Origin of the sequence: Streptomyces rimosus (genome assembly GCF_008704655.1) — a bacterium.
Classification (GTDB): Bacteria; Actinomycetota; Actinomycetes; order Streptomycetales; family Streptomycetaceae; genus Streptomyces; species Streptomyces rimosus.
Genome location: NZ_CP023688.1, coordinates 3,767,813 through 3,785,969, shown reverse-complemented (window position 1 = coordinate 3,785,969; position 18,157 = coordinate 3,767,813). Strand labels below are relative to the sequence as shown.

The window sequence follows — 18,157 nt, the reverse complement described above, 5'->3', positions numbered from 1 at the left end:
GACCGGCCGCTACTGCCGGTAGTAGATCCGGTCCGCGTACTCCCGCATCACCCGGCCGTTCCAGTCGTGCCCGCCGTCCACGTTCCCGGAGCGCAGCAGCGGCGGCTCGATGCCGCGGTCGGCCAGCACCCCGGCGGCCGTCGCGACCACCGACTGCATGATCGCGCTGGTGACGACCGTGGAGGCGGGCGCGAACGGCGCCTCGATGCCCGGCACCGTCAACTCCGCGTCGCCCACCGGGATCTTGCTGTCCAGGACCAGGTCGCAGTGGTCCCTGAGGTGGGTGCCCGAGACGTGCCGGGACCTGGTCTCGTCCGCGTACGCCACCGAGGTCACGCCGATGACCTTCAGGCCGAGCGCCCGCGCGTTCATCGCCATCTCCACGGGCAGCGAGTTGCGCCCGGAGAGCGAGATGATGATCAGCACGTCACCGGCCTCCAGGGGGCTGGTGTCCAGGACGGCCCCGGCCAGCCCGTCCACCCGCTCCAGCGCGCTGCCGAGGGTGGCGGGCCGTACGTCGACGCCGACCACGCCCGGCACGGTCAGCAGGTTCATGATCGCGAGCCCGCCGGCCCGGTAGACGGTGTCCTGGGCGGGGAGCGAGGAGTGCCCGGCGCCGAAGACGAAGACCCGGCCGCCCGCCTCGACGGTGTCGGCGATCAGCGTGCCGGCCGCGCCGATCCGCTCGTCCTCCTCGTCGCGCACCCGGCGCAGCAGCTCGATCGCGGCGTCGAAGTACTGCCCGGCCAACCGGTTGCTCTCGCCCATCGCCGCGGGGCCCCTCTCGTCGGTGTTCCTCGGTCTTGTACGTTGGTCCTCGTACGTTTGTCCACGTTCTGACGTGTTCCGACGCGTTCCGGCACGTACTGGCGCCCGGCCGGCGCCGGGAAACGCCGCCCCCACCAGCCCCCGCGGTCCCCGTCGGTCCTCGCCCGTGGCGCGGATCACGTTGCGGTCTGGACCAGTGCCCTGTCAATACGGTGTACGCCGCCGCTCGCGACCGGGTGGCAACCTTCCGGCCGCCCGGGCGTCGCCCGGTTGCCGTCCCGCCGCAGGGTGGCGGCCGCCCCGCCGGGTCCCCGGAGGCGGTGGGCGGAGCGGACGCGGAACCGTTGTCGGTGGGATGCGTCAGAATTGAGGTCAGGGCCACCGCACGACACATCGAGGGGCACGCATGTCCGGACTGATCGACACCACGGAGATGTATCTCCGCACCATCCTTGAGCTGGAAGAGGAAGGTGTGGTCCCGATGCGCGCCCGGATCGCGGAGCGGCTCGAACAGAGCGGCCCGACGGTCAGCCAGACCGTGGCGCGCATGGAGCGCGACGGCCTGCTCACGGTCGCGGGCGACCGCCATCTGGAGCTGACCGAGGAGGGCCGTCGGCTGGCGACCCGCGTCATGCGCAAGCACCGCCTCGCCGAGTGCCTGCTGGTCGACGTCATCGGCCTGGAGTGGGAGCAGGTGCACGCCGAGGCGTGCCGCTGGGAGCACGTGATGAGCGAGGCGGTCGAGCGCCGCGTCGTCGAGCTGCTGCGGCATCCGACGGAGTCGCCGTACGGCAACCCCATCCCGGGTCTGGAGGAGCTGGGCGAGAAGGCCGAGGCCGACCCGTTCCTGGACGCCGGCATGGTGAGCCTGATGGACCTGGAGGCGGGCGCGGACGGCAAGACGGTCGTGGTGCGCCGCATCGGCGAGCCCATCCAGGCGGACGCCCAGCTCATGTACACGCTGCGGCGGGCCGGTGTGCAGCCGGGCGCGGTGGTCAGTGTGACCGAGTCGCCCTCCGGTGTGCTCGTCGGCAGCAGCGGCGAGGCCGCGGAACTGCAATCCGAGATCGCCGCCCACGTTTTCGTGGCCAAGCGCTGACCTCGTACGGCCGTCCGTCCCCCGGCTGACCTGGCGCGACGGCCGGTCCGGCGCGGCGTACAACGGCCGCGCCGCCGGACGGAGTTGGCGAACCGCGAGCGCGGCGGGCGGTGGCGTGTCACCCTGGCGCTGAGCACGTGCGCGATGACGGGCGGGAGCCGCGCGGCGTGCGCGCGCGTGCACGGCGGCTCATGACGTGTGGTGCCTATGGCCTGGGGCGAGGCGGCTGAGGAGTACCGGGCAGGATGCTCCCTGCCGCCGCGGGCCCGGGCCGGGGAGGGGGCTCGGGTGAGGGACGGTCCACCGGGGTCCCCGGTCCGGCGAACGCGAACAGCGTCGGCGGTGGTGAGTTCGTCCGCGCCGCCCGCTTCATGCGTACCGCGGCGGTCGCGCGTGGCGCGGCTTTGGCGTGTGCCGCGACTTCGGCAAGTCGTGAGGGGTTCCGGGCCGTCCGGCGGAACAGCGTCCGCCGCCCCGCGCACATCCGGGGCCCCGGCGCTGCGAGCAGCCGGGGCCCCGCCTCCCCATGTCCCCCCGCCAAGACCCGGAGCCCCGAGCTCTCAGGGTCTTCTCCCGTGGGCCCCCTTCCCGGTGGGGCCCGCCTCCCGCTACGTGTCTCCCCTCGGCGACGACCGGCAACCCTTGGGCGTGGTCACCCGAACGAGGGTTATTGAGCGCAGGAACGGCCTACTCGAATAGAGGTTCGATAGTGTGGGGCTGCTCGAAGACCGAATGGGGGTGCCAGGACCCATGGTGCGCCGTATCGACGTGACGGGAGCCGGCGGTGTCCGGCTCGCCGCCTGGGAGTTCACCGATCCGCCGAAGCCCGGCGGGGGAGGGGAGGAAGGTGAGCGGGGCCGCCCGGGAGTGCTCCTCCTGCACGGCCTGATGGGCCGTGCGTCGCACTGGGCCGAGACCGCCCGCTGGCTCGGTTCCCGGTGCCGCCCCGTCGGGCTGGACCAGCGCGGCCACGGCCGCAGCGAGAAGCCCCAGGACGGTCCGTACGACCGCGAGGCGTACGTCGCCGACGGCATCGCCGCCATCGAACAGCTCGGTCTGGCCCCCGTCATCCTGATAGGCCACTCCATGGGCGCCCTGACGGCCTGGCAGATAGCCGCCCGCCGCCCCGACCTCGTCAGCGCGCTCGTCGTCTGCGACATGCGGGCCTCGGCCCTGGGCTCGGCCTCGCAGCAGGAGTGGGCGGACTGGTTCCGCTCCTGGCCGGTCCCGTTCGCCACCCTCGCGGACGTCCGCAAGTGGTTCGGCGAGGACGACCCGACCCTGGAGCGTCCCATGCCGGCCCGCGGCGAGTTCTTCGCCGAGGTCATGGCCGAACGCGCGGACGGCTGGCGGCCGGTCTTCTCCCGCCACCAGATGCTCAGCGCCCGCGAGACCTGGGTCCACGACGCGCACTGGGAAGATCTCGCCCTGGTGCAGTGCCCCACGCTCGTGGTCCGCGGCCTGGACGGCGAACTGGGCCGCGCGGAGGCCCAGGAGATGGTCCGCGTCCTCCCGCGCGGCGTCTACGCCGAGATACCGGACGCCGGGCACTGGCTCCCCTGGGAGGCTCCCGAGGAGTGGCGGGCCGTCCTGGACCCGTTCCTGGAATCCGTCCTCCAGGGCTGACCCCGCGACGCACCGGGGCCGCGGACCGCCCGTCATTCCCGGCCGCGGCCACCGGACCCCCCTAGGGTCAACCACCATGCACCTTCTTGTACTTGGCGGCACGTCCTTCGTCGGGCGCGCCATCGTCGAGGATGCCCTGCGTACCGGTGCCGAGGTGACTCTCTTCGGCCGGGGCCGCACCAACCCGGACCTGTTCCCCCGGCTGACCCGCCTCATCGGCGACCGCGACACCGGCGACCACACGGCGCTGCGCGCGGGCGCCTGGGACGCCGTCGTGGACGTCAGCGGCTATGTCCCGCGCCACGTCGGGCAGGCGATGGACGCCCTCGGCGACCGCGTCGGCCGGTACCTGTTCATCTCCAGCCACGCCGTCTACGAACGTACGGGCCTGGCCCCGGGCAGCGACGAGGACACCCCGCGCCGCCCGCCCGTCCGGCATACCGAAGAACTGAGCGAGGCCACGTACGGCCCGCTCAAAGTGGCCTGCGAGGACGATGTGACGGCCCGGTACGGCGCGCGGGCGACGATCGTCCGGCCGGGAAAGGTGGCCGGGCCGCACGACTCGATGGACACCTTCACCTACTGGGTACGCCGTGCCGCGCGCGGTGGCCGGGTGGCGCTGCCGGGCGACCCGGAGCAGCCGGTGCAGGTCGTCGACTCACGGGATCTGGCCCGGCTGGTGGTGCGGTTGATCACCGACGACCGCCCCGGTGCCTTCCAGGCGGTGGGCCCGGCGGAGCCGACGACGCTCGGCGGGCTGATCAGGACCTGCGCGCGGGCCGCCGGTACCGAGGTCGAGATCGTGCCGGTCCCTCCCGAGGGCGCGCCCCCGATGTTCCCGCTCGTCCGCCCGGACCGGCCGACCCAGCAGCGCAGCGCGGCCCGCGCCCGGCGGGCGGGCCTGCCCGCGACGCCGCTGGAGGTCACCGCGGCCGACGTACTGGCCTGGGACCGCGCCCGCGGCGAGCCGCCGCTCCGCCTCGGCTACACGCCCGAGGAGGAACGCGCGGTCCTCGCGAGCCAGGCGTCCGACTCGGTCACGTAACGGCGGCCCGGCCGAACGCACGGCGCAGGGCACCGCTCGTCGCGACGACGAACAGGCCGAAGAGCGTGATGGGCAGCAGGCCGACCGGGCGCAGCAGCTGCGTCCAGTCGGCCTGTATGGACGGCCAGTTGCCGGCCCAGTTCGCGGTGACGTCCGTGATCATCACACCGCACGCCAGCCACACCCCCGCTCCCCGCAGCCGCACCACCAGCAGCGCGGCCAGCGGGTCGAGGACCACCAGGCTGATGAAGTAGACCTCGAAGGCCACCTGCGGGTACGCCGCGTAGGCGTGGATGCCGCCGCGTATCAGGTCGAGCAGGTGGGCGCACGCGCCCTGGGCGAAGCCGATCGCGTACACCGCGGCGACCCACCGCGCCCACACCGGCAGCCGTCCCCACCGCTGCCGCAGGCCCGGCCCGGAACCGCCCTCAAGGTCCGCGGGCGCGTGCCCGCGGACCTCCCCCGTGGCTTGCCTCATCCCTTGCTGACCGCTGCCAGGATCTCCGGCAGCCGCGCCACCACCCGGGGCGCGGCGATCCGCATTCCCAGGAGCGCGACGCCGACGCCATACGCGGCGCCCACCGGAACCAGCACCCACAGCAGGCCGTGCAGGCCCGCCACGTGCAGCCAGATCGTCAGCCCGGCCATGGGGGCCGCGAACACGGCGCTCACCAGCATCCCGCCGAACAGGCTGATCCAGGCGATGGCCCCCTGGCCCGGGGCGATGTTCTTGTTGCCCTCCGAGGGGATCGAGTACGGGAACAGCGCCGAGGCCAGCGCGCCCGTCGCCACCAGCGAGCCGAGCAGCGCCAGCGACAGCCCGTAGACGTCCCAGAACGCGGACCACGGCCCGAGGAGGGCCGCCGCGCCGACCACGACCACCGTCACGAACGGCACCGCGGCCAGCGCCAGGCCCAGCGCCCGCCCGCGCAGCTCCAGATAGGCGTCGCGCGGTGTGGAGATCGTCGAGGCGACCATCCAGAACGCCGAGGTGTCCTGTCCGAACTGGTTGTACATCTGCATGCCCAGCAGGGCCGAGGCGGAGAACGCCGTGTAGATGGAGCCGTTTCCCTGGACGGCGGAGACGACCGGGATCAGCAGGCCGACGCCGAACGCCATCGCCCAGCCCATCTTCGTCTTCGGGTCGCGCCACGCGTAGCGCAGCATTCGCAGCATGACCGGGCCCGTACGGCCCTCCGGCAGCAGGCGTTGCAGCCCGCTGCCCGCGTCGCGCTGTTTACGGCCGCTGTCCTTCTCGACGGCCTGGAGGGTGGACGAGTCGGGCGAGGTCATCACCGTCGTCAGCGTGCGCTGCCACCACCACAGCAGCAGGGCGAGCGCCACCGCGGCCAGCGCGAGGCCCAGTACGGCGCGTCCGTACGCGCCGTCGCTCGCCGCGCGTACCGCGTCCACGGCCGAGGCGGGCGGAATCCACCGCACCACGTCGGACGCGCCCTCCAGGGCGGACAGCCCGGCCGCCCCCGCGCCGAACAGCTTCTGCGAGGCGAGGTTCACGGCCTGCCCGCCGAGCGCGATGAACAGGCCGCTCAGTACGGCCAGGTCGCGGCCCCGGCGGCTGGTCAGCAGCCGTACGTTGGCGGTGGCCACGGCCCGCGCCAGCGCCACGCACACCAGGATGACCAGGACCACGGCGAGCACACCGGTCACCGCGGCCGCCGCGCCGTGCGCCAGCATGATCACCGAGCCGACGGCCAGCGCCAGGGTGAAGATTGGGCCGACCCCCACCAGGGACACCATCAGCAGCGAGAAGATCAGCGGCCGGGGCCGCAGCGGCAGCATGACCAGCCGGGTCGGGTCCAGGGTCTCGTCACCGCCCGGGAAGAACAGCGGCATCACCGCCCAGCCCAGCGTCAGCAGCGCGACGAGCAGCACGCCCAGCGCGCCCGCGTGTTCGACACCGCGCAGGGCCACCAGCCCGATCAGCACGACCGCCGCGCACAGCAGGGCCATGGCCAGCGACGCCACATACGCGACGGCCCGGCCGGTCGACTGGCGCAGCCCGTTGCGCAGCAGGGACAGCTTGAGGCGGACGAAGACGGGGGTGAGCGACGTGCCCGGTGCCGCGGCGGCGGGACCGCCGGGCGTGCGGGTGAGCGCCGCCGAGGAGGGGGTGGAGGTCATCGGGCGCCCCCGCCGCCCAGCCAGTCCAGGTCGTGTCCGGCGGCGCGGCCGCCCGCGCCGACCAGTTCGAGGAACGCGTCCTGGAGCGTCGGCGCGTCGCCGCGTACCTCGGCGAGGGGCCCGTCCGCCCGGATGCGCCCGCCGGCCATCACCGCCACCCAGTCGCACAGCGACTCCACCAGCTCCATGACGTGGCTGGAGAAGACGACGGTGGCCCCGGACGAGGTGTAGCGCTCCAGGACGCCGCGGATGGTCTGCGCGGACACCGGGTCCACGCCCTCGAACGGCTCGTCCAGGAAGAGGATCTCGGGGTTGTGCAGCAGCGCCGCCGCCAGACCGATCTTCTTGCGCATACCGGTCGAGTAGTCCACGACGAGCTTGTTCTGCGCCCCGGACAGGTCCAGGACTTCGAGGAGTTGGTCGGCGCGCTTGTCGACCTCGGCACCGGGCAGCCCCCGCAGCCGCCCGATGTACGACAGCAGTTCGCGGCCGGACAGCCGCTCGAACAGGCGCAGGCCCTCGGGCAGTACGCCGATCCGGGACTTCACCGCGACCGGGTCCTGCCACACGTCGTGGCCGCCGATCTCCACCTGTCCGGCGTCCGGGCGCAGCAGGCCGGTCACCATCGACAAGGTGGTGGTCTTGCCCGCGCCGTTCGGGCCGACCAGGCCGATGAACCGGCCGGCGGGCAGCGTCAGGTCGATTCCCGCGACGGCGATCTGCTCGCCGTACTTCTTCCACAGCCCCCGCACGCGGACGGCGGCCGGTGCCGCCCCGTCCTGCCCGGCGGCCGGTCCCGCCGGTGCCGCGCCGACCGCGGTCGGCTGGTCGATGTGTTCCGGTTCGTTGGCCACCGGGCCTGCCCTTCCATGTCCCCGCAGGGGCCGGTCGTGCCCCCGTCCGCGGTCCACGATACGGGCGGGTGTGCGACGCGGCCGTACGGCCGGTCGGCCGAGCGGAGAGGGGTACGCAGGGGGCGCGCGGAACGGAGGGGAAGCCCGGCGCGCACGCCGGGAGCCGACGGACCTACCGGCCCCGCGCGGCCACGGCTTCGCGCGCGCAGGCATACGCCAGCGGACTGATCAGTTCTTCCGCGTCCGGCAGCCACCGGTTGGCGGCGGTGGGCCTGCGCGCCCACTGCACCGCCCCGTGCGCCCCCATGCGCGTGGGCGGCGCGGCGACGTAGTCGCCGTCCCCCCGGGTGATCAGGTCCAGCGCCGCGGGCGCCCACCCCAGGCCCCGTACGAGGTCGGGCACTTTGGTCGAGGCGCCGGGCAGGACGAAGAACAGCATCCGGCGGCCCGGGGTGCTGGTGACCGGGCCGAGCTGCAGGCCCATGCGTTCCATCCGGGCCAGGGCCAGGCAGCCGGCCGCCTCGGGCACGTCGAGCGCTTCGAACGTACGGCCCGTCGGCAGCAGGATCGATGCGCGTGGATTCCTGCTCCACAGGCGGCGGGCGGCCGACGCGCTGCCGGTGGCGTGGCCGGCCCAGCCGGGTGCCGTGGGGTGCGCGCCGGGTGCGGCGCAGTCGGCCGCGCCGCACGAGCAGCGCGGCACTTCGCCCTCGTCTTCGAGCCATGCGCCGGGCAGGACGTCCCAATGCCGCTCCTCCGCGTAACGCACCGCAGTTTCGATCAACAGCTCGCCTCGCTGCTCGGTGACCTGAGAGGCTCCTGTGACTCCGATGGTGTCTTCCACGTGGTGGACAACTTCCCCTGTCACCAGGGGTTACGGCCGACACGTGCACCACCCCGGCGCATCGTTCCCGCACGTGGGGCGCATGGAAGCATGTCCGGGGGCGCGTGCGGGGTGGCGTCCGGAGAACGGGTAGCCACCTGCGTGACGGGCGGAGAGGCCGCCCGGCGGCAAGGCCGCGGCACGGCCGTGACGTTCCCGGAGCGAACCCGGGGCCGTCCGGGGCGGCGGCGCCGCGAGCAGAACGCGGGCACCGAACACCGGGTCCCGGAGCGTCGATTCCCCCGAACACCGTCCCACCGAAGACGGAACCACCGTCCCACCGAAGCACGGAGCGGCAGGGCCTACCGGACACCGCAATCCGGCGGAGCGATCCGCCGGCCGGCCGGGCCGTCCACTCCGTTCCAGCAGAAGTCAAGGCTTTGGCGGACATGACGCACATCTGAGATATCTCTGGATATCCGGCATATGCACGGGGAATTGATCAACCGGTACGGCGTTCGCTGGTGAACGCGCAGCAGTAATCAGGGGGTGCAGCATGGCCGCCAGGCCACTCGTCGCGCGGCAGCCGAACGAACGGCTGCAGGCGCTCATCCAGGAAGCCGCCTGTTCCAACGCCGGACTCGCCCGCCGCGTCAACATGTGCGGTGCCGAACACGGCCTCGATCTGCGCTACGACAAGACCTCGGTCGCCCGCTGGCTGCGCGGCCAGCAGCCACGGGGCCGCGCCCCGGCCATCATCGCGGAGGCGCTGGGGCGCAAACTCGGGCGCACGGTCACCATCGACGAGATCGGGATGGCCGACGGCAAGAACCTCGCGTCCGGCGTGGGGCTCCAGTTCTCACCCACCGTCCTCGGCGCGATCGAACAGGTCTGTGAGCTGTGGCGCAGCGACGTCGGCCGCCGCGATTTCCTCAGCGGCTCCACCGTGGCCGCGTCCGCGCTGGTCGAACCCAGCCGCGACTGGCTCATCACCAGCGCCGACCCCCAGGTGGCGCGCAACGCCGGTGCCCGGGTGGGCATCTCGGACGTCGAGGCCGTACGGGCCATGACCACGGCCCTGAGCGAACTGGACCACCGCTACGGCAGCGGCCACGTCCGCCCGGTCGTCGTCCACTACCTCAACAGCGTCGTCTCCGGGCTGCTGGCCGGCTCGTACCGGGAGTCGGTCGGGCGCGAACTGTTCGCGGCCGTCGCCCGGCTGACGGAGCTGGGCGGCTACATGGCCGTCGACACCGGCCAGCCGGGGCTGGCGCAGCGCTACTACATCCAGGCGCTGCGGCTGGCCCAGGCGGCGGGCGACCGGGGGTACGGCGGTTACGTACTGGCCGCCAGCATGAGCCACCTGGCCGCCTCGCTGGGCAACCCCCGGGAGATCTCACAGCTCGCCAAGGCCGCGCAGGAAGGCGCGCGCGGGCACGTCACGCCGCGCGCGGAGGCGATGTTCTTCGCCGCGGAAGCGCGCGGGCACGCCCTGATGGGGGACGCGCGCGCTTTCCAGGTGGTGGCGGGCCGTGCCGTAGGCGCGATGGAGCGGGCCGGGGCCGCCTCCGGCGCCGGCGAGGACCCCGCGTGGATCAGGCATTTCGACGAGGCGTACCTCGCTGACGAACTGGCGCACTGCCACCGCGACTTGGGGCAGGCGAACGCGGCTCGCCAGCGCGCGCAGGAAGCGGTCGACGGCCATCCCGAAGGGCGGGCGCGGCGCCGCGCCATCGGGCTGGTGCTGCTGGCCACCGCGCAGGTGCAGCAGCGTGAGATCGAGCAGGCGTGCCACACGGGTACACAGGCCGTGGAGTTGCTGAGCGGGCTGCGTTCGAACCGTGGCGCGGAATACCTGGAGGACTTCCAGCTGCGGCTGGAGCCGTACCGGGACGAGCCGGTGGTGCGGGAGTTCGGTGCCCGGCTGGAATTGCGGGCAGCCGCGTAGCGGGCTCGCGGCCCGTCGCAGCCGGGGGAGGGCTGGGCGGCGCGCGGGCCGCCTCGTCCTGCCGGCCCGGGCGGGCCGCCACGGCCCGCCCGGCGCCTCCCTCCGGGCCCCGCGGGGGTGGTGACCAGGGGACATGGTCGAACGCGACAGCGACCCGGTAGCGTGACCGACGCTTCCGTAAGTCAGCTGATCGTAGGAGTCCCGGTGACGCAGAGCGGACAGGGCGGCGACCCGCACAATGCGGCGGGCGAGCCCGCGCGAGAGGGCGTTGTGCTGCCCGCCCACGGCGATCCGTGGGTCCCCGGCCAGCAGGCCGCACCGCCCGCGGGCCAGCCCTGGGGGCAGCCGTGGGGCCCCGGTGAGCAAGCCGCGCCGGGGGGACAGCCGGCCCAGAACCCGGTCGGCCAGAACCCGCCCGGCCAGGGCCAGCCGCCCGGCGGGCAGCAGGCTCCTGGGCAGCAGGCATCTGGCCAGCAGATGCCCGGCCAGCAGCCACCTGGCCAGCCGTTCGCGCCGCAGCAGCCGCCGTACGGGCAGCCGCAGGCGTACGCGCAACAGCCCCCCGCCCAGCAGCAGCCGCACGCCCAGCACCCCCCTGCTCCGCAACCCCCCACCCACCAGCCCCCCATGCCCCCGGTGCCCCCCGCGGCGCACCCGCCGCATCCGCCGATCCAGCAGCACCCTCCGTCCGCCATGCCGCTGCCTCCCCAGGCGCAGCCGCCCGTACCGCACCAGGCCCAGCCGGGCGGTCAGGCGCCGGCCCCGGACATGGAAGCGACCGCGCTGATACCGCCGTTCGACGCACAGGCGGGCGGCCCGGCCGGTGCGCCGATGCCGCCTGCTGCGGGCGACCCGGAAGCGACCGCGCTGCTGCGCCCGGTCGGCGGGCAGTCCGGACGTACGGGCGGAAACGGGCAGCCCGGCCCGATGCCCGGGGCCGCGCCGCTGCCGCCGCAAGCCGGGGCCGCGCGCGCCGAATCGCCCGCCGAGTCCACCCGTAAGCTGCGGCCGGTCAAGCCGGGCGGCCCGCAGCACGCGCGGCCCGCGCAGCCCGATCCGGACGCCGAGGCCACCCAGTTCATCCCGCCGGTCGGCGGCGGGACCCCCGCGCCGCCGCCCGGCGCCCCCTTCGGCGCACGTCCTGGCGCGCCCGGCGACCGCGCGACGCCGGCCGAGTTCGACGGCCTGTTCCGCTCCGGCCCGGCCGGGGCCGCCCCGGCCGCGGGCAACATCCCGGACGCGACTGCGCCGCTGCCGCGCTTCGACGACGCGGAGCAGCCGGGTCCGTACGGTCAACAGCCGTACGGCCGCCAGCAGTACGACCAATTCGCGCCGCAGCCGGGCCCCGAGCCGGAGGGCAAGCGCCGCCGTCTGGCGCCCGCCGTGATCATCGGTGTCTCCGTGGTCGCCCTGGCGGGCGCGGGGCTGGGCGTCGGCTGGGCGCTCAGCGGAGGCGGCGAGGACGGCTCCGCCAAGAGCAAGCAGGAGAGCGGCGGGACGCCCGGCGCGGGGAAGGACGGCCAGGCGGGCAAGGGCGACCAGGGCGCCAAGGAGAAGTCGCCGTCCGCCGACCCGGTGGCCGCGCAGGCCAAGGACCTCGACGCGCTCCTGAAGGACAGCAACAACAGTCGCTCCGCCGTGATCGACGCGGTCAACAGCATCAAGTCGTGCGACAACCTGGACGGCGCCGCCAAGGACCTCAGGGGCGCCGCCGCGCAGCGCAACGAGCTCGTCAGCCGCCTGTCCCAGCTCACCGTCGACAAGCTGCCCGGCAGCGGCGACCTGACCGCGGCGCTCAACGAGGCGTGGAAGTCCTCCGCCGCCGCCGACAATCACTACGCGGCCTGGGCGGGCCAGGTAAAGGGCAAGAAGGGCTGCCCCAAGGGCAAGGCGCGCGGCGGCAAGGAGGCCGCCCAGGGCAACGAGGCCAGCGGCCGGGCCACGAAGGCCAAGCAGCAGGCGGCGAAGCTGTGGAACCCGATCGCGCAGAAGTACGGTCTGACCGAACGCCGCCCGGAACAGCTCTGAGCGTCCGCTTCGGCCGTACGCCCGCCGGCCGGGCACCGAGCCGTACGCCCGCGGACCGGACTTCCGCCCCGTACGCCCGCAAGCCCTGCGCCCGTGAACCGGCCGTCAGCCGTCCGACCGCGGCCGCTCCAGCGTCCTCGTGACGTCCACGAAGCCCTGCTTCGCGGCCACCAGCCGCCCGTCCCGTACGGCCTGATATGTCACCAGTCCGTTCACTGTGCGCGGGAAGTCCGGTACCGCGAGCATGTCGCCGGAGCGCCAGCGCAGTTTCGGGGTCAGGCCGCCGGTGTCCACGGCCCGGTCGCCGCGGTCGAGGGTCTGTTGCACGGCCTGCGCGGTGATCTCGTCGGTGCCCTGCTCGCCGAGCTCTTCGATGACCGAGCGCAGCACCGTGTAGGCGATCCATGTGGTCTGTACGCCCGGGTCGGCCGGGTCGATGCGGTTGTCGCCGAAGGCGTGGTCGTTGATGACCTTGCGCATCGGGTTCCAGCGCGGGTCGCTCGCGACCGGATACCAGCCGGTCAGGTACGCGCCCTCCAGCGGCCCGGACCGGCCGCCCGTACGGTCCACCAGCGCCTGCCCGGCGCTGCCCAGCACCGAGGCGATCCGCACCTTGGAGCCGGCGGGCTGCAGGCGGCGGAAGGAGTCGAAGAAGGTGTCGGTGCGCTCGCCGAGGGTGGCCGTCACACAGCCGCCCGCCCCCTGCGCGCCCGGTCCGCCCGGTGCGGCGCCCACCGCGTCCAGGGCGCGCCGGGCCGCGTCGTCGTAGTCGGTGCCGTCCTCGGGCGCGCGGACGTCGTGGGCGGCGGCGCGGCTGCCGTCGGCCAGGCCGGTGTTCAAAAGCGTCGGCATCTGGTCGCCCTGGAGGGTGTCCGGGCGCACCAGCGACACCCGCTCGCAGACGCTCGCCAACTGGCGCCCGTTGCCCGCCAGGAGCGACGCCTGCCCGCCGTTGACGGGGTAGGACAGGGGGCTGGCGAACTCCTCGTCGGAGACGCCGTAGCCGCCGATGTAGGGGATGCCGTGGATCTCCAGCGGCGAGATGAACGAGCGGCCGAACTGGCTGTACGAGCCGACGACCGCGATCGCCTTCGCGTCGACCGCCCGCTGCGCGCACCGCGCGGCGCCCACCGAATCGTTGCGGTCGTTGCAGGTCAGGACCTTCAGCTGGTGGCCGTCGAGCCCGCCGTGCGCATTGACCCAGCGCGCGTACGCCTGCGCCATGGCGGGCATTCCCGGCATATTGGTCGCTTTGGTGTCCACCGGCGCCCAGGTCATGACCGTGAGCGGCTCCTTCTCCCCGGGTTCTCCGGCGGTCCCGGGGAGGGAGCCGCAGGCCGAGAGCAGTGACGCCAGGGCCGCCGTGCAGGCCGTGACAGCCGTGGCGGCTGCGGAGGCGCGGGGGAAGGGGCGGGGGGAGGGGCGTCGCCGTCCGGTCATGTGGCCGGAGCATTCCGGTTCGTCCGGAACGCGTGAGTGACGACGCTTGACCGGATAGTGACGGCCGTGTGAACTCCGGGGGTCCTCGGATGATCACCGGCCGAGAACGTACGATCGAATACTGTGCAAGGTTCGGAGAAGTCTTCCCGTCGCGGCCGTCGCTCGACCACCATGGGCGCCATGCCGCTCAACGACATGCCGTGGTGGCGCTGGCGCAGCAATGTGCGCTCCGCGCTGCACATGCTCTCCGACCCCGTCTTCCAGCGGGAGACCTGGCTGGCCGGCCGCCCGGGGTACGGAGACGTCACCGACGCCGTCTACCGGCTCGTCGAGGACACCTGGCTGGACAACTGGTCCGCCGAGAAGTACGTCGGCACGATCTTCCGCGACTCCCAGGAGGCGGCCCTCGTGGACGTCGCCGTGCTGCGGGTCCTGCGGATCATGCACCAGGTCGGCCCGGACGCCCCGGTGGCCGCCTACCTGGAGCACCACGGCTGGGCCGAGGCCGTACGGGCCGCGCGCGACGCGCACGTACGGATGGCGACGGCGGACGGCGAGGACCCGGACGTGCCGCCGCACTCGCTGGAAGTCCTGGCGATCATGACCCAGGCGTCGGTCTGAGGGGCCCGGTCCGGGGCGACGGGACGGAGCACCGCCGCGGATGTGCGACCCTATGAGGTCATGAGCGCCTCGCAGCCCGGTACCCCCGACCAGTACGTCCTCACCCTCTCCTGCCCGGACAAGCAGGGCATCGTGCACGCGGTGTCCAGCTACCTGTTCATGACCGGGTGCAACATCGAGGACAGCCAGCAGTTCGGGGACCACGACACCGGACTCTTCTTCATGCGGGTCCACTTCAGCGCGGACGCCACGGTCAGCGTGGAGAAGCTGCGCGCCAGCTTCGCCGCGGTCGGCGACTCCTTCCAGATGGACTGGCAGATCCACCGGGCCGACGAGAAGATGCGCGTCGTGCTGATGGTGTCCAAGTTCGGGCACTGCCTCAACGACCTGCTCTTCCGCTCCCGGATCGGCGCGCTGCCGGTCGAGATCGCGGCCGTGGTCTCGAACCACACCGACTTCGCCGAGCTGGTCGGCTCGTACGACATCCCCTTCCACCACATCCCGGTCACCAAGGACACCAAGGCCGCCGCCGAGGCGCGGCTGCTGGAGCTGGTGCGCGAGGAGAACGTCGAGCTGGTCGTGCTGGCCCGCTACATGCAGGTGCTCTCCGACGACCTGTGCAAGGCGCTGTCCGGGCGGATCATCAACATCCACCACTCGTTCCTGCCGAGCTTCAAGGGCGCCAAGCCCTACCACCAGGCGCACGCCCGCGGCGTCAAGCTCATCGGCGCTACCGCGCACTACGTGACGGCGGACCTCGACGAGGGCCCGATCATCGAGCAGGAGGTCGAGCGCGTCGGGCACGGCGTCACCCCGGACCAGCTGGTGGCCGTCGGCCGGGACGTGGAGTGCCAGGCCCTGGCACGCGCCGTGAAGTGGCACAGCGAGCGCCGCGTCCTGCTCAACGGCACGCGCACCGTCGTCTTCGCGTAGCCCGTACGCCGGTGGCCGCGGTCACCGGCGTCCTCACAGTCGCGAGAGCGAAGCCGTCGCGAACAGCACGTCGCGGATCGCGTCCTGCTCGCCGTGCTGCCCGGCGGCCGCCTCCTGCGGCGGTACGTGACCGGCCGCCAGCTGGCAGAACTCGATGCTGTCCAGCGCGATGTGCGCGACCGTGCGGTCGGGGGTGCCGAGCGCGGCCGGAGAGTCCAGGGCTATGTACCAGTGACCGCCGCCGGTGCCTTCCACCTCAAGGTGCAGCGTACGGCCGGGCGCTCCCGCCTCGACCAGGCACCGCGGCGGCGTCGCCAGCCCGGCCCGGCGCCGGCCGGCCAGCACGGCGGGCAGCAGCCGGGCCGCCAGGTCGACCATCTGGTGCAGGTGCCCGGCCACCGGGGGCTCGTACGGATAGTCCACCGCCTCGGCGATGTCGCCCGCGTGCACCCAGCATTCGAAGGCGCGGTCCAGTAAGGAGTCGCGCAGCGGCAGCCGGACGGACCCGTACGGGACGGCCAGTTCGGCGACCCCGAGGCCGGCGAAGGACACCGTGCGGATCAGGGTGTGGCTCTGGTCGCGCCACGGGTTGCGGGTGGCGTGCGGGCTGCGGCCGTCGGCCATCGCCTGCCAGCACGCTTCCGTACGGTCGGCGGGCCCGGCCGGGCCGTGCGGGGCCGCGGCGCCCAGCGGGTCGGCCAGCCCGAGCGCGGTGGCGACCAGGCCGTCCACGGCCATCAGATGCCCGATGACCCCGGCGACGGTGGTGCGCCGCTCGGCCGGGCGCTCGCCCTCGAACCAGCGCAGCCGCACCGGCGCCCGCCACTCCGCCTCGCCCATGTCGCTGAGCAGCGCGTCCAGCTTCGCCGTCTCGGCGTCGTACGGCGCCGCCCACTCGGGCACCGGGATACGGGCCGGGCGCCGCCCGAGGCAGCCCTCCAGGACGCGTGAGCGCAGCAGCGGGTCCAGGTCGAGGGGATCGGCGGGGTGCAGCAGGCCGACCGCGTCGCGCAGGCGCAGCGCCTCGTCCGCGCAGGCGGCGCAGTCCGTGAGGTGCGCCTCGACGGCGGCCGTCTCCTCGGCGGAGCAGGCGGCCAGGGCCCAGGCGCCGAGCAGCGACTTCAGGACCCGGTGCGGGGGAGGCTCGGGGGCGGCGTCCGGGGGCCGGTCCGCGGCGTTCGCCGTGTCCGCTGTGGTCGTCGTATCCGCCGTGTCCGCCGCGTCCGTGCGGACGCCCGGCGCGGCGGGCGGTGCCGCGTCGGGCAGCGGTCCGCTGTCCTCGGCGGCGGTGCGCGGGGACGGGATGCGCGGCCGGCCGCCGGAGCGGGACGGGCCGCCGGAGCCCGGCCCCTGCGGGCCGCCCGGGCCCTGCCCGTCGTGCGGGCCGCCCGGCTCCCGCGGGTCGTACCGGTCCCACCCCTCCGGGCCGTTCACAGCTGCCGTCCGTATCCGGGAGTGCGCGGCGGGGGCTCGGCGGGCTGGGCGGGCGGCAGCGTCCGGTGGTTGTGCGCGGTGGAGAGCAGCTGCAGGCCCAGGCGGAGCCGGCGCCGGGCCTCGTCCTCGGTGACGCCCAGGTCGGCGGCGGTCTGGCGGTAGTCACGGCGCTGGAAGTACGCCAGTTCCAGCGCGGCCCGGAGCGGGGCGGGCATGGACGTGACGATGTAGTCGGCGCGGGCGGCGGTGGAGGCTTCGCGGATCTGGCGCTCCGTTTCGGCGGGTTCGGGGGCGTCCGCGCCGCGGTCCAGGGCCGCGGCGGCCTCGGCCTGGCGCAGCCGGTGGACGGACTGGCGGTGGGCGAGCTGGGCCACCCAGGAGCGCAGTGAGCCCTGTTTGGGGTCGTAGGAGTCGGGGTTCTCCCAGATGTAGCCGAAGACTTCACGGGTGATGCGGTCGGCGGCGGTCTCGTCCCCCAGCACCCGGCGGGCAAGGCTGTGCACAAGCGAAGCGAAGCGGTCGTACAGCTCGCCGAGCGCGGCCGCCTCACCCCGCGCCAGCCGCTGCTGCATCCGCCTGTCCCAGCGCGGTGGTGCGTCATGTCCCATCCGGCCCCCATCCTTCGCCGCCACCGTGCCCCTGCACGGCACCGCACTCCACCGTGCCACCGAATGTAGTGCGCCGGTCCGACATTGACGCCCCTTTGCGGCAAACCCACCCTGCGGGCAACTGACGGATGGTATGGAGACGGTCACTTTTGGTGGTAATGCCCGCTCGTCGCGGATCGAAGCGCGACCGTTCGCTTCTGTATCTGCCGATGTGTTATGCGTGTGTGACCGGTTCTAGGAGAAAGTTCCTCTCTGACTGGGCATAGCCTTGGAGAGGAACGGCCCGTTGCGCAAACAATTCTGATGAGTTTCAGGGGAGAACGGCCGGGCAGTCGAGGCGGGAAGGGCGCATTCCGGTTGGTTCCGGAGGGTGTCCGTCCGCAAGCGAGCGAAAGGCTTCGAGCGCGTGTCGTTGAAGGTGGCAGAAGGTGAGCAGGGCCGCTGGGCCGTCCTGCAGGTCTCCGGCGAGATGGACCTGGTCACATCGCCGGCGGTGCGCCAGCACGTGCACGACGCGGTCGCCGAAGGCCGCCGCAGCCTGGTCCTCGACCTCTCCGAGGTCCGCTTCTGCGACTCCAGCGGCGTCGGCGTGCTGATCGCCGCCCGCCGGCTGATGCGGTCCTGCCAGGGGCGGCTGCGGCTGATCCTCCCGGCGCAGGGCGCGGTGGACGGCTCGCACGTCAACCGGGTGCTCGCGGCCCTCGGTGTACGCCGCCTCTTCGAGGTCTACCCGGACCTCAGCACCGCGGTGGACGAGGCGGCGGCGCCGCTTTCCGCGTAGATCTCCG

Annotated in this window: 16 protein-coding genes; 8 read left to right on the top strand and 8 right to left on the bottom strand. The window is 73.6% G+C overall.

Annotation, left to right across the window (positions count from 1 at the left end; all coding sequences use genetic code 11):
* Positions 1–9: 9 nt before the first annotated feature.
* The gene (locus tag CP984_RS15700) at positions 10–768 is read right to left on the bottom strand and encodes an SIS domain-containing protein (protein ID WP_003981894.1); all 759 of its coding nucleotides are present in this window, start codon (positions 766–768) and stop codon (positions 10–12) included.
* A gap of 406 nt (positions 769–1,174) precedes the next feature.
* Between CP984_RS15700 and CP984_RS15695 the strand changes: the two genes are divergently transcribed.
* From CP984_RS15695 to CP984_RS15685, 3 genes are all read left to right on the top strand, one after another.
* On the top strand, positions 1,175–1,867 hold the full coding sequence (locus tag CP984_RS15695) for a metal-dependent transcriptional regulator (protein ID WP_003981895.1): 693 nt from the start codon (positions 1,175–1,177) through the stop codon (positions 1,865–1,867).
* A gap of 750 nt (positions 1,868–2,617) precedes the next feature.
* Entirely contained in the window at positions 2,618–3,493 is an 876-nt protein-coding gene (locus CP984_RS15690) for an alpha/beta fold hydrolase (protein WP_003981896.1), read from the top strand.
* 76 nt (positions 3,494–3,569) lie between these two features.
* Positions 3,570–4,538, top strand: a complete 969-nt coding sequence (locus tag CP984_RS15685; protein ID WP_003981897.1) for an NAD-dependent epimerase/dehydratase family protein — start codon at positions 3,570–3,572, stop codon at positions 4,536–4,538.
* On the opposite strand, the gene CP984_RS15680 is transcribed toward CP984_RS15685, so the two are convergent.
* The 4 genes from CP984_RS15680 to CP984_RS15665 form a co-directional block, all read right to left on the bottom strand.
* Entirely contained in the window at positions 4,531–5,016 is a 486-nt protein-coding gene (locus CP984_RS15680; RefSeq protein ID WP_226048659.1) for a hypothetical protein, read from the bottom strand. The two genes, CP984_RS15685 and CP984_RS15680, sit on opposite strands and share 8 nt — an antisense overlap.
* Positions 5,013–6,680 (bottom strand): hypothetical protein, encoded by a 1,668-nt coding sequence (locus tag CP984_RS15675; protein WP_003981899.1) that lies wholly within the window; start codon positions 6,678–6,680, stop codon positions 5,013–5,015. The genes CP984_RS15680 and CP984_RS15675 overlap by 4 nt, the downstream gene beginning before the upstream one ends.
* Positions 6,677–7,534 carry an ABC transporter ATP-binding protein gene (locus CP984_RS15670; RefSeq protein WP_003981900.1) on the bottom strand — a complete coding sequence of 286 codons (858 nt, stop codon included), beginning with the start codon at positions 7,532–7,534 and terminating at the stop codon, positions 6,677–6,679. Before CP984_RS15670 ends, CP984_RS15675 begins: the two co-directional genes overlap by 4 nt.
* A gap of 172 nt (positions 7,535–7,706) precedes the next feature.
* The gene (locus CP984_RS15665) at positions 7,707–8,378 is read right to left on the bottom strand and encodes a bifunctional DNA primase/polymerase (RefSeq protein ID WP_003981901.1); all 672 of its coding nucleotides are present in this window, start codon (positions 8,376–8,378) and stop codon (positions 7,707–7,709) included.
* 535 nt (positions 8,379–8,913) lie between these two features.
* Between CP984_RS15665 and CP984_RS15660 the strand changes: the two genes are divergently transcribed.
* Both CP984_RS15660 and CP984_RS15655 read left to right on the top strand, forming a co-directional pair.
* Complete coding sequence (locus CP984_RS15660; protein ID WP_003981902.1) at positions 8,914–10,305, top strand: hypothetical protein; 1,392 nt, start codon at positions 8,914–8,916, stop codon at positions 10,303–10,305.
* A gap of 204 nt (positions 10,306–10,509) precedes the next feature.
* Positions 10,510–12,333, top strand: coding sequence for a hypothetical protein (locus tag CP984_RS15655; RefSeq protein WP_078587076.1), 1,824 nt, complete (start codon positions 10,510–10,512; stop codon positions 12,331–12,333).
* A 105-nt stretch (positions 12,334–12,438) separates the two neighbouring features.
* Here the strand turns inward: CP984_RS15655 and CP984_RS15650 are convergent, their stop codons facing one another.
* The gene (locus CP984_RS15650) at positions 12,439–13,773 is read right to left on the bottom strand and encodes an ABC transporter substrate-binding protein (RefSeq protein ID WP_003987217.1); all 1,335 of its coding nucleotides are present in this window, start codon (positions 13,771–13,773) and stop codon (positions 12,439–12,441) included.
* Between the two features lie 180 nt (positions 13,774–13,953).
* Between CP984_RS15650 and CP984_RS15645 the strand changes: the two genes are divergently transcribed.
* Together CP984_RS15645 and purU are read left to right on the top strand one after the other, a co-directional pair.
* Positions 13,954–14,394 (top strand): SCO4402 family protein, encoded by a 441-nt coding sequence (locus CP984_RS15645; protein ID WP_003987218.1) that lies wholly within the window; start codon positions 13,954–13,956, stop codon positions 14,392–14,394.
* Positions 14,395–14,454: 60 nt separating this feature from the next.
* Positions 14,455–15,327, top strand: a complete 873-nt coding sequence (purU, locus tag CP984_RS15640; RefSeq protein ID WP_003987219.1) for a formyltetrahydrofolate deformylase — start codon at positions 14,455–14,457, stop codon at positions 15,325–15,327.
* Positions 15,328–15,360: 33 nt separating this feature from the next.
* On the opposite strand, the gene CP984_RS15635 is transcribed toward purU, so the two are convergent.
* Both CP984_RS15635 and CP984_RS15630 read right to left on the bottom strand, forming a co-directional pair.
* Positions 15,361–16,761, bottom strand: coding sequence for a zf-HC2 domain-containing protein (locus CP984_RS15635; protein ID WP_043980168.1), 1,401 nt, complete (start codon positions 16,759–16,761; stop codon positions 15,361–15,363).
* Positions 16,758–17,369: a sigma-70 family RNA polymerase sigma factor gene (locus CP984_RS15630; RefSeq protein ID WP_030184805.1), complete on the bottom strand. Its 612-nt coding sequence runs from the start codon at positions 17,367–17,369 to the stop codon at positions 16,758–16,760. Before CP984_RS15630 ends, CP984_RS15635 begins: the two co-directional genes overlap by 4 nt.
* A gap of 406 nt (positions 17,370–17,775) precedes the next feature.
* Between CP984_RS15630 and CP984_RS15625 the strand changes: the two genes are divergently transcribed.
* A complete protein-coding gene (locus CP984_RS15625; RefSeq protein ID WP_030184807.1) occupies positions 17,776–18,150 on the top strand; it encodes an STAS domain-containing protein in 375 nt (124 codons plus the stop codon).
* Positions 18,151–18,157: the final 7 nt, after the last annotated feature.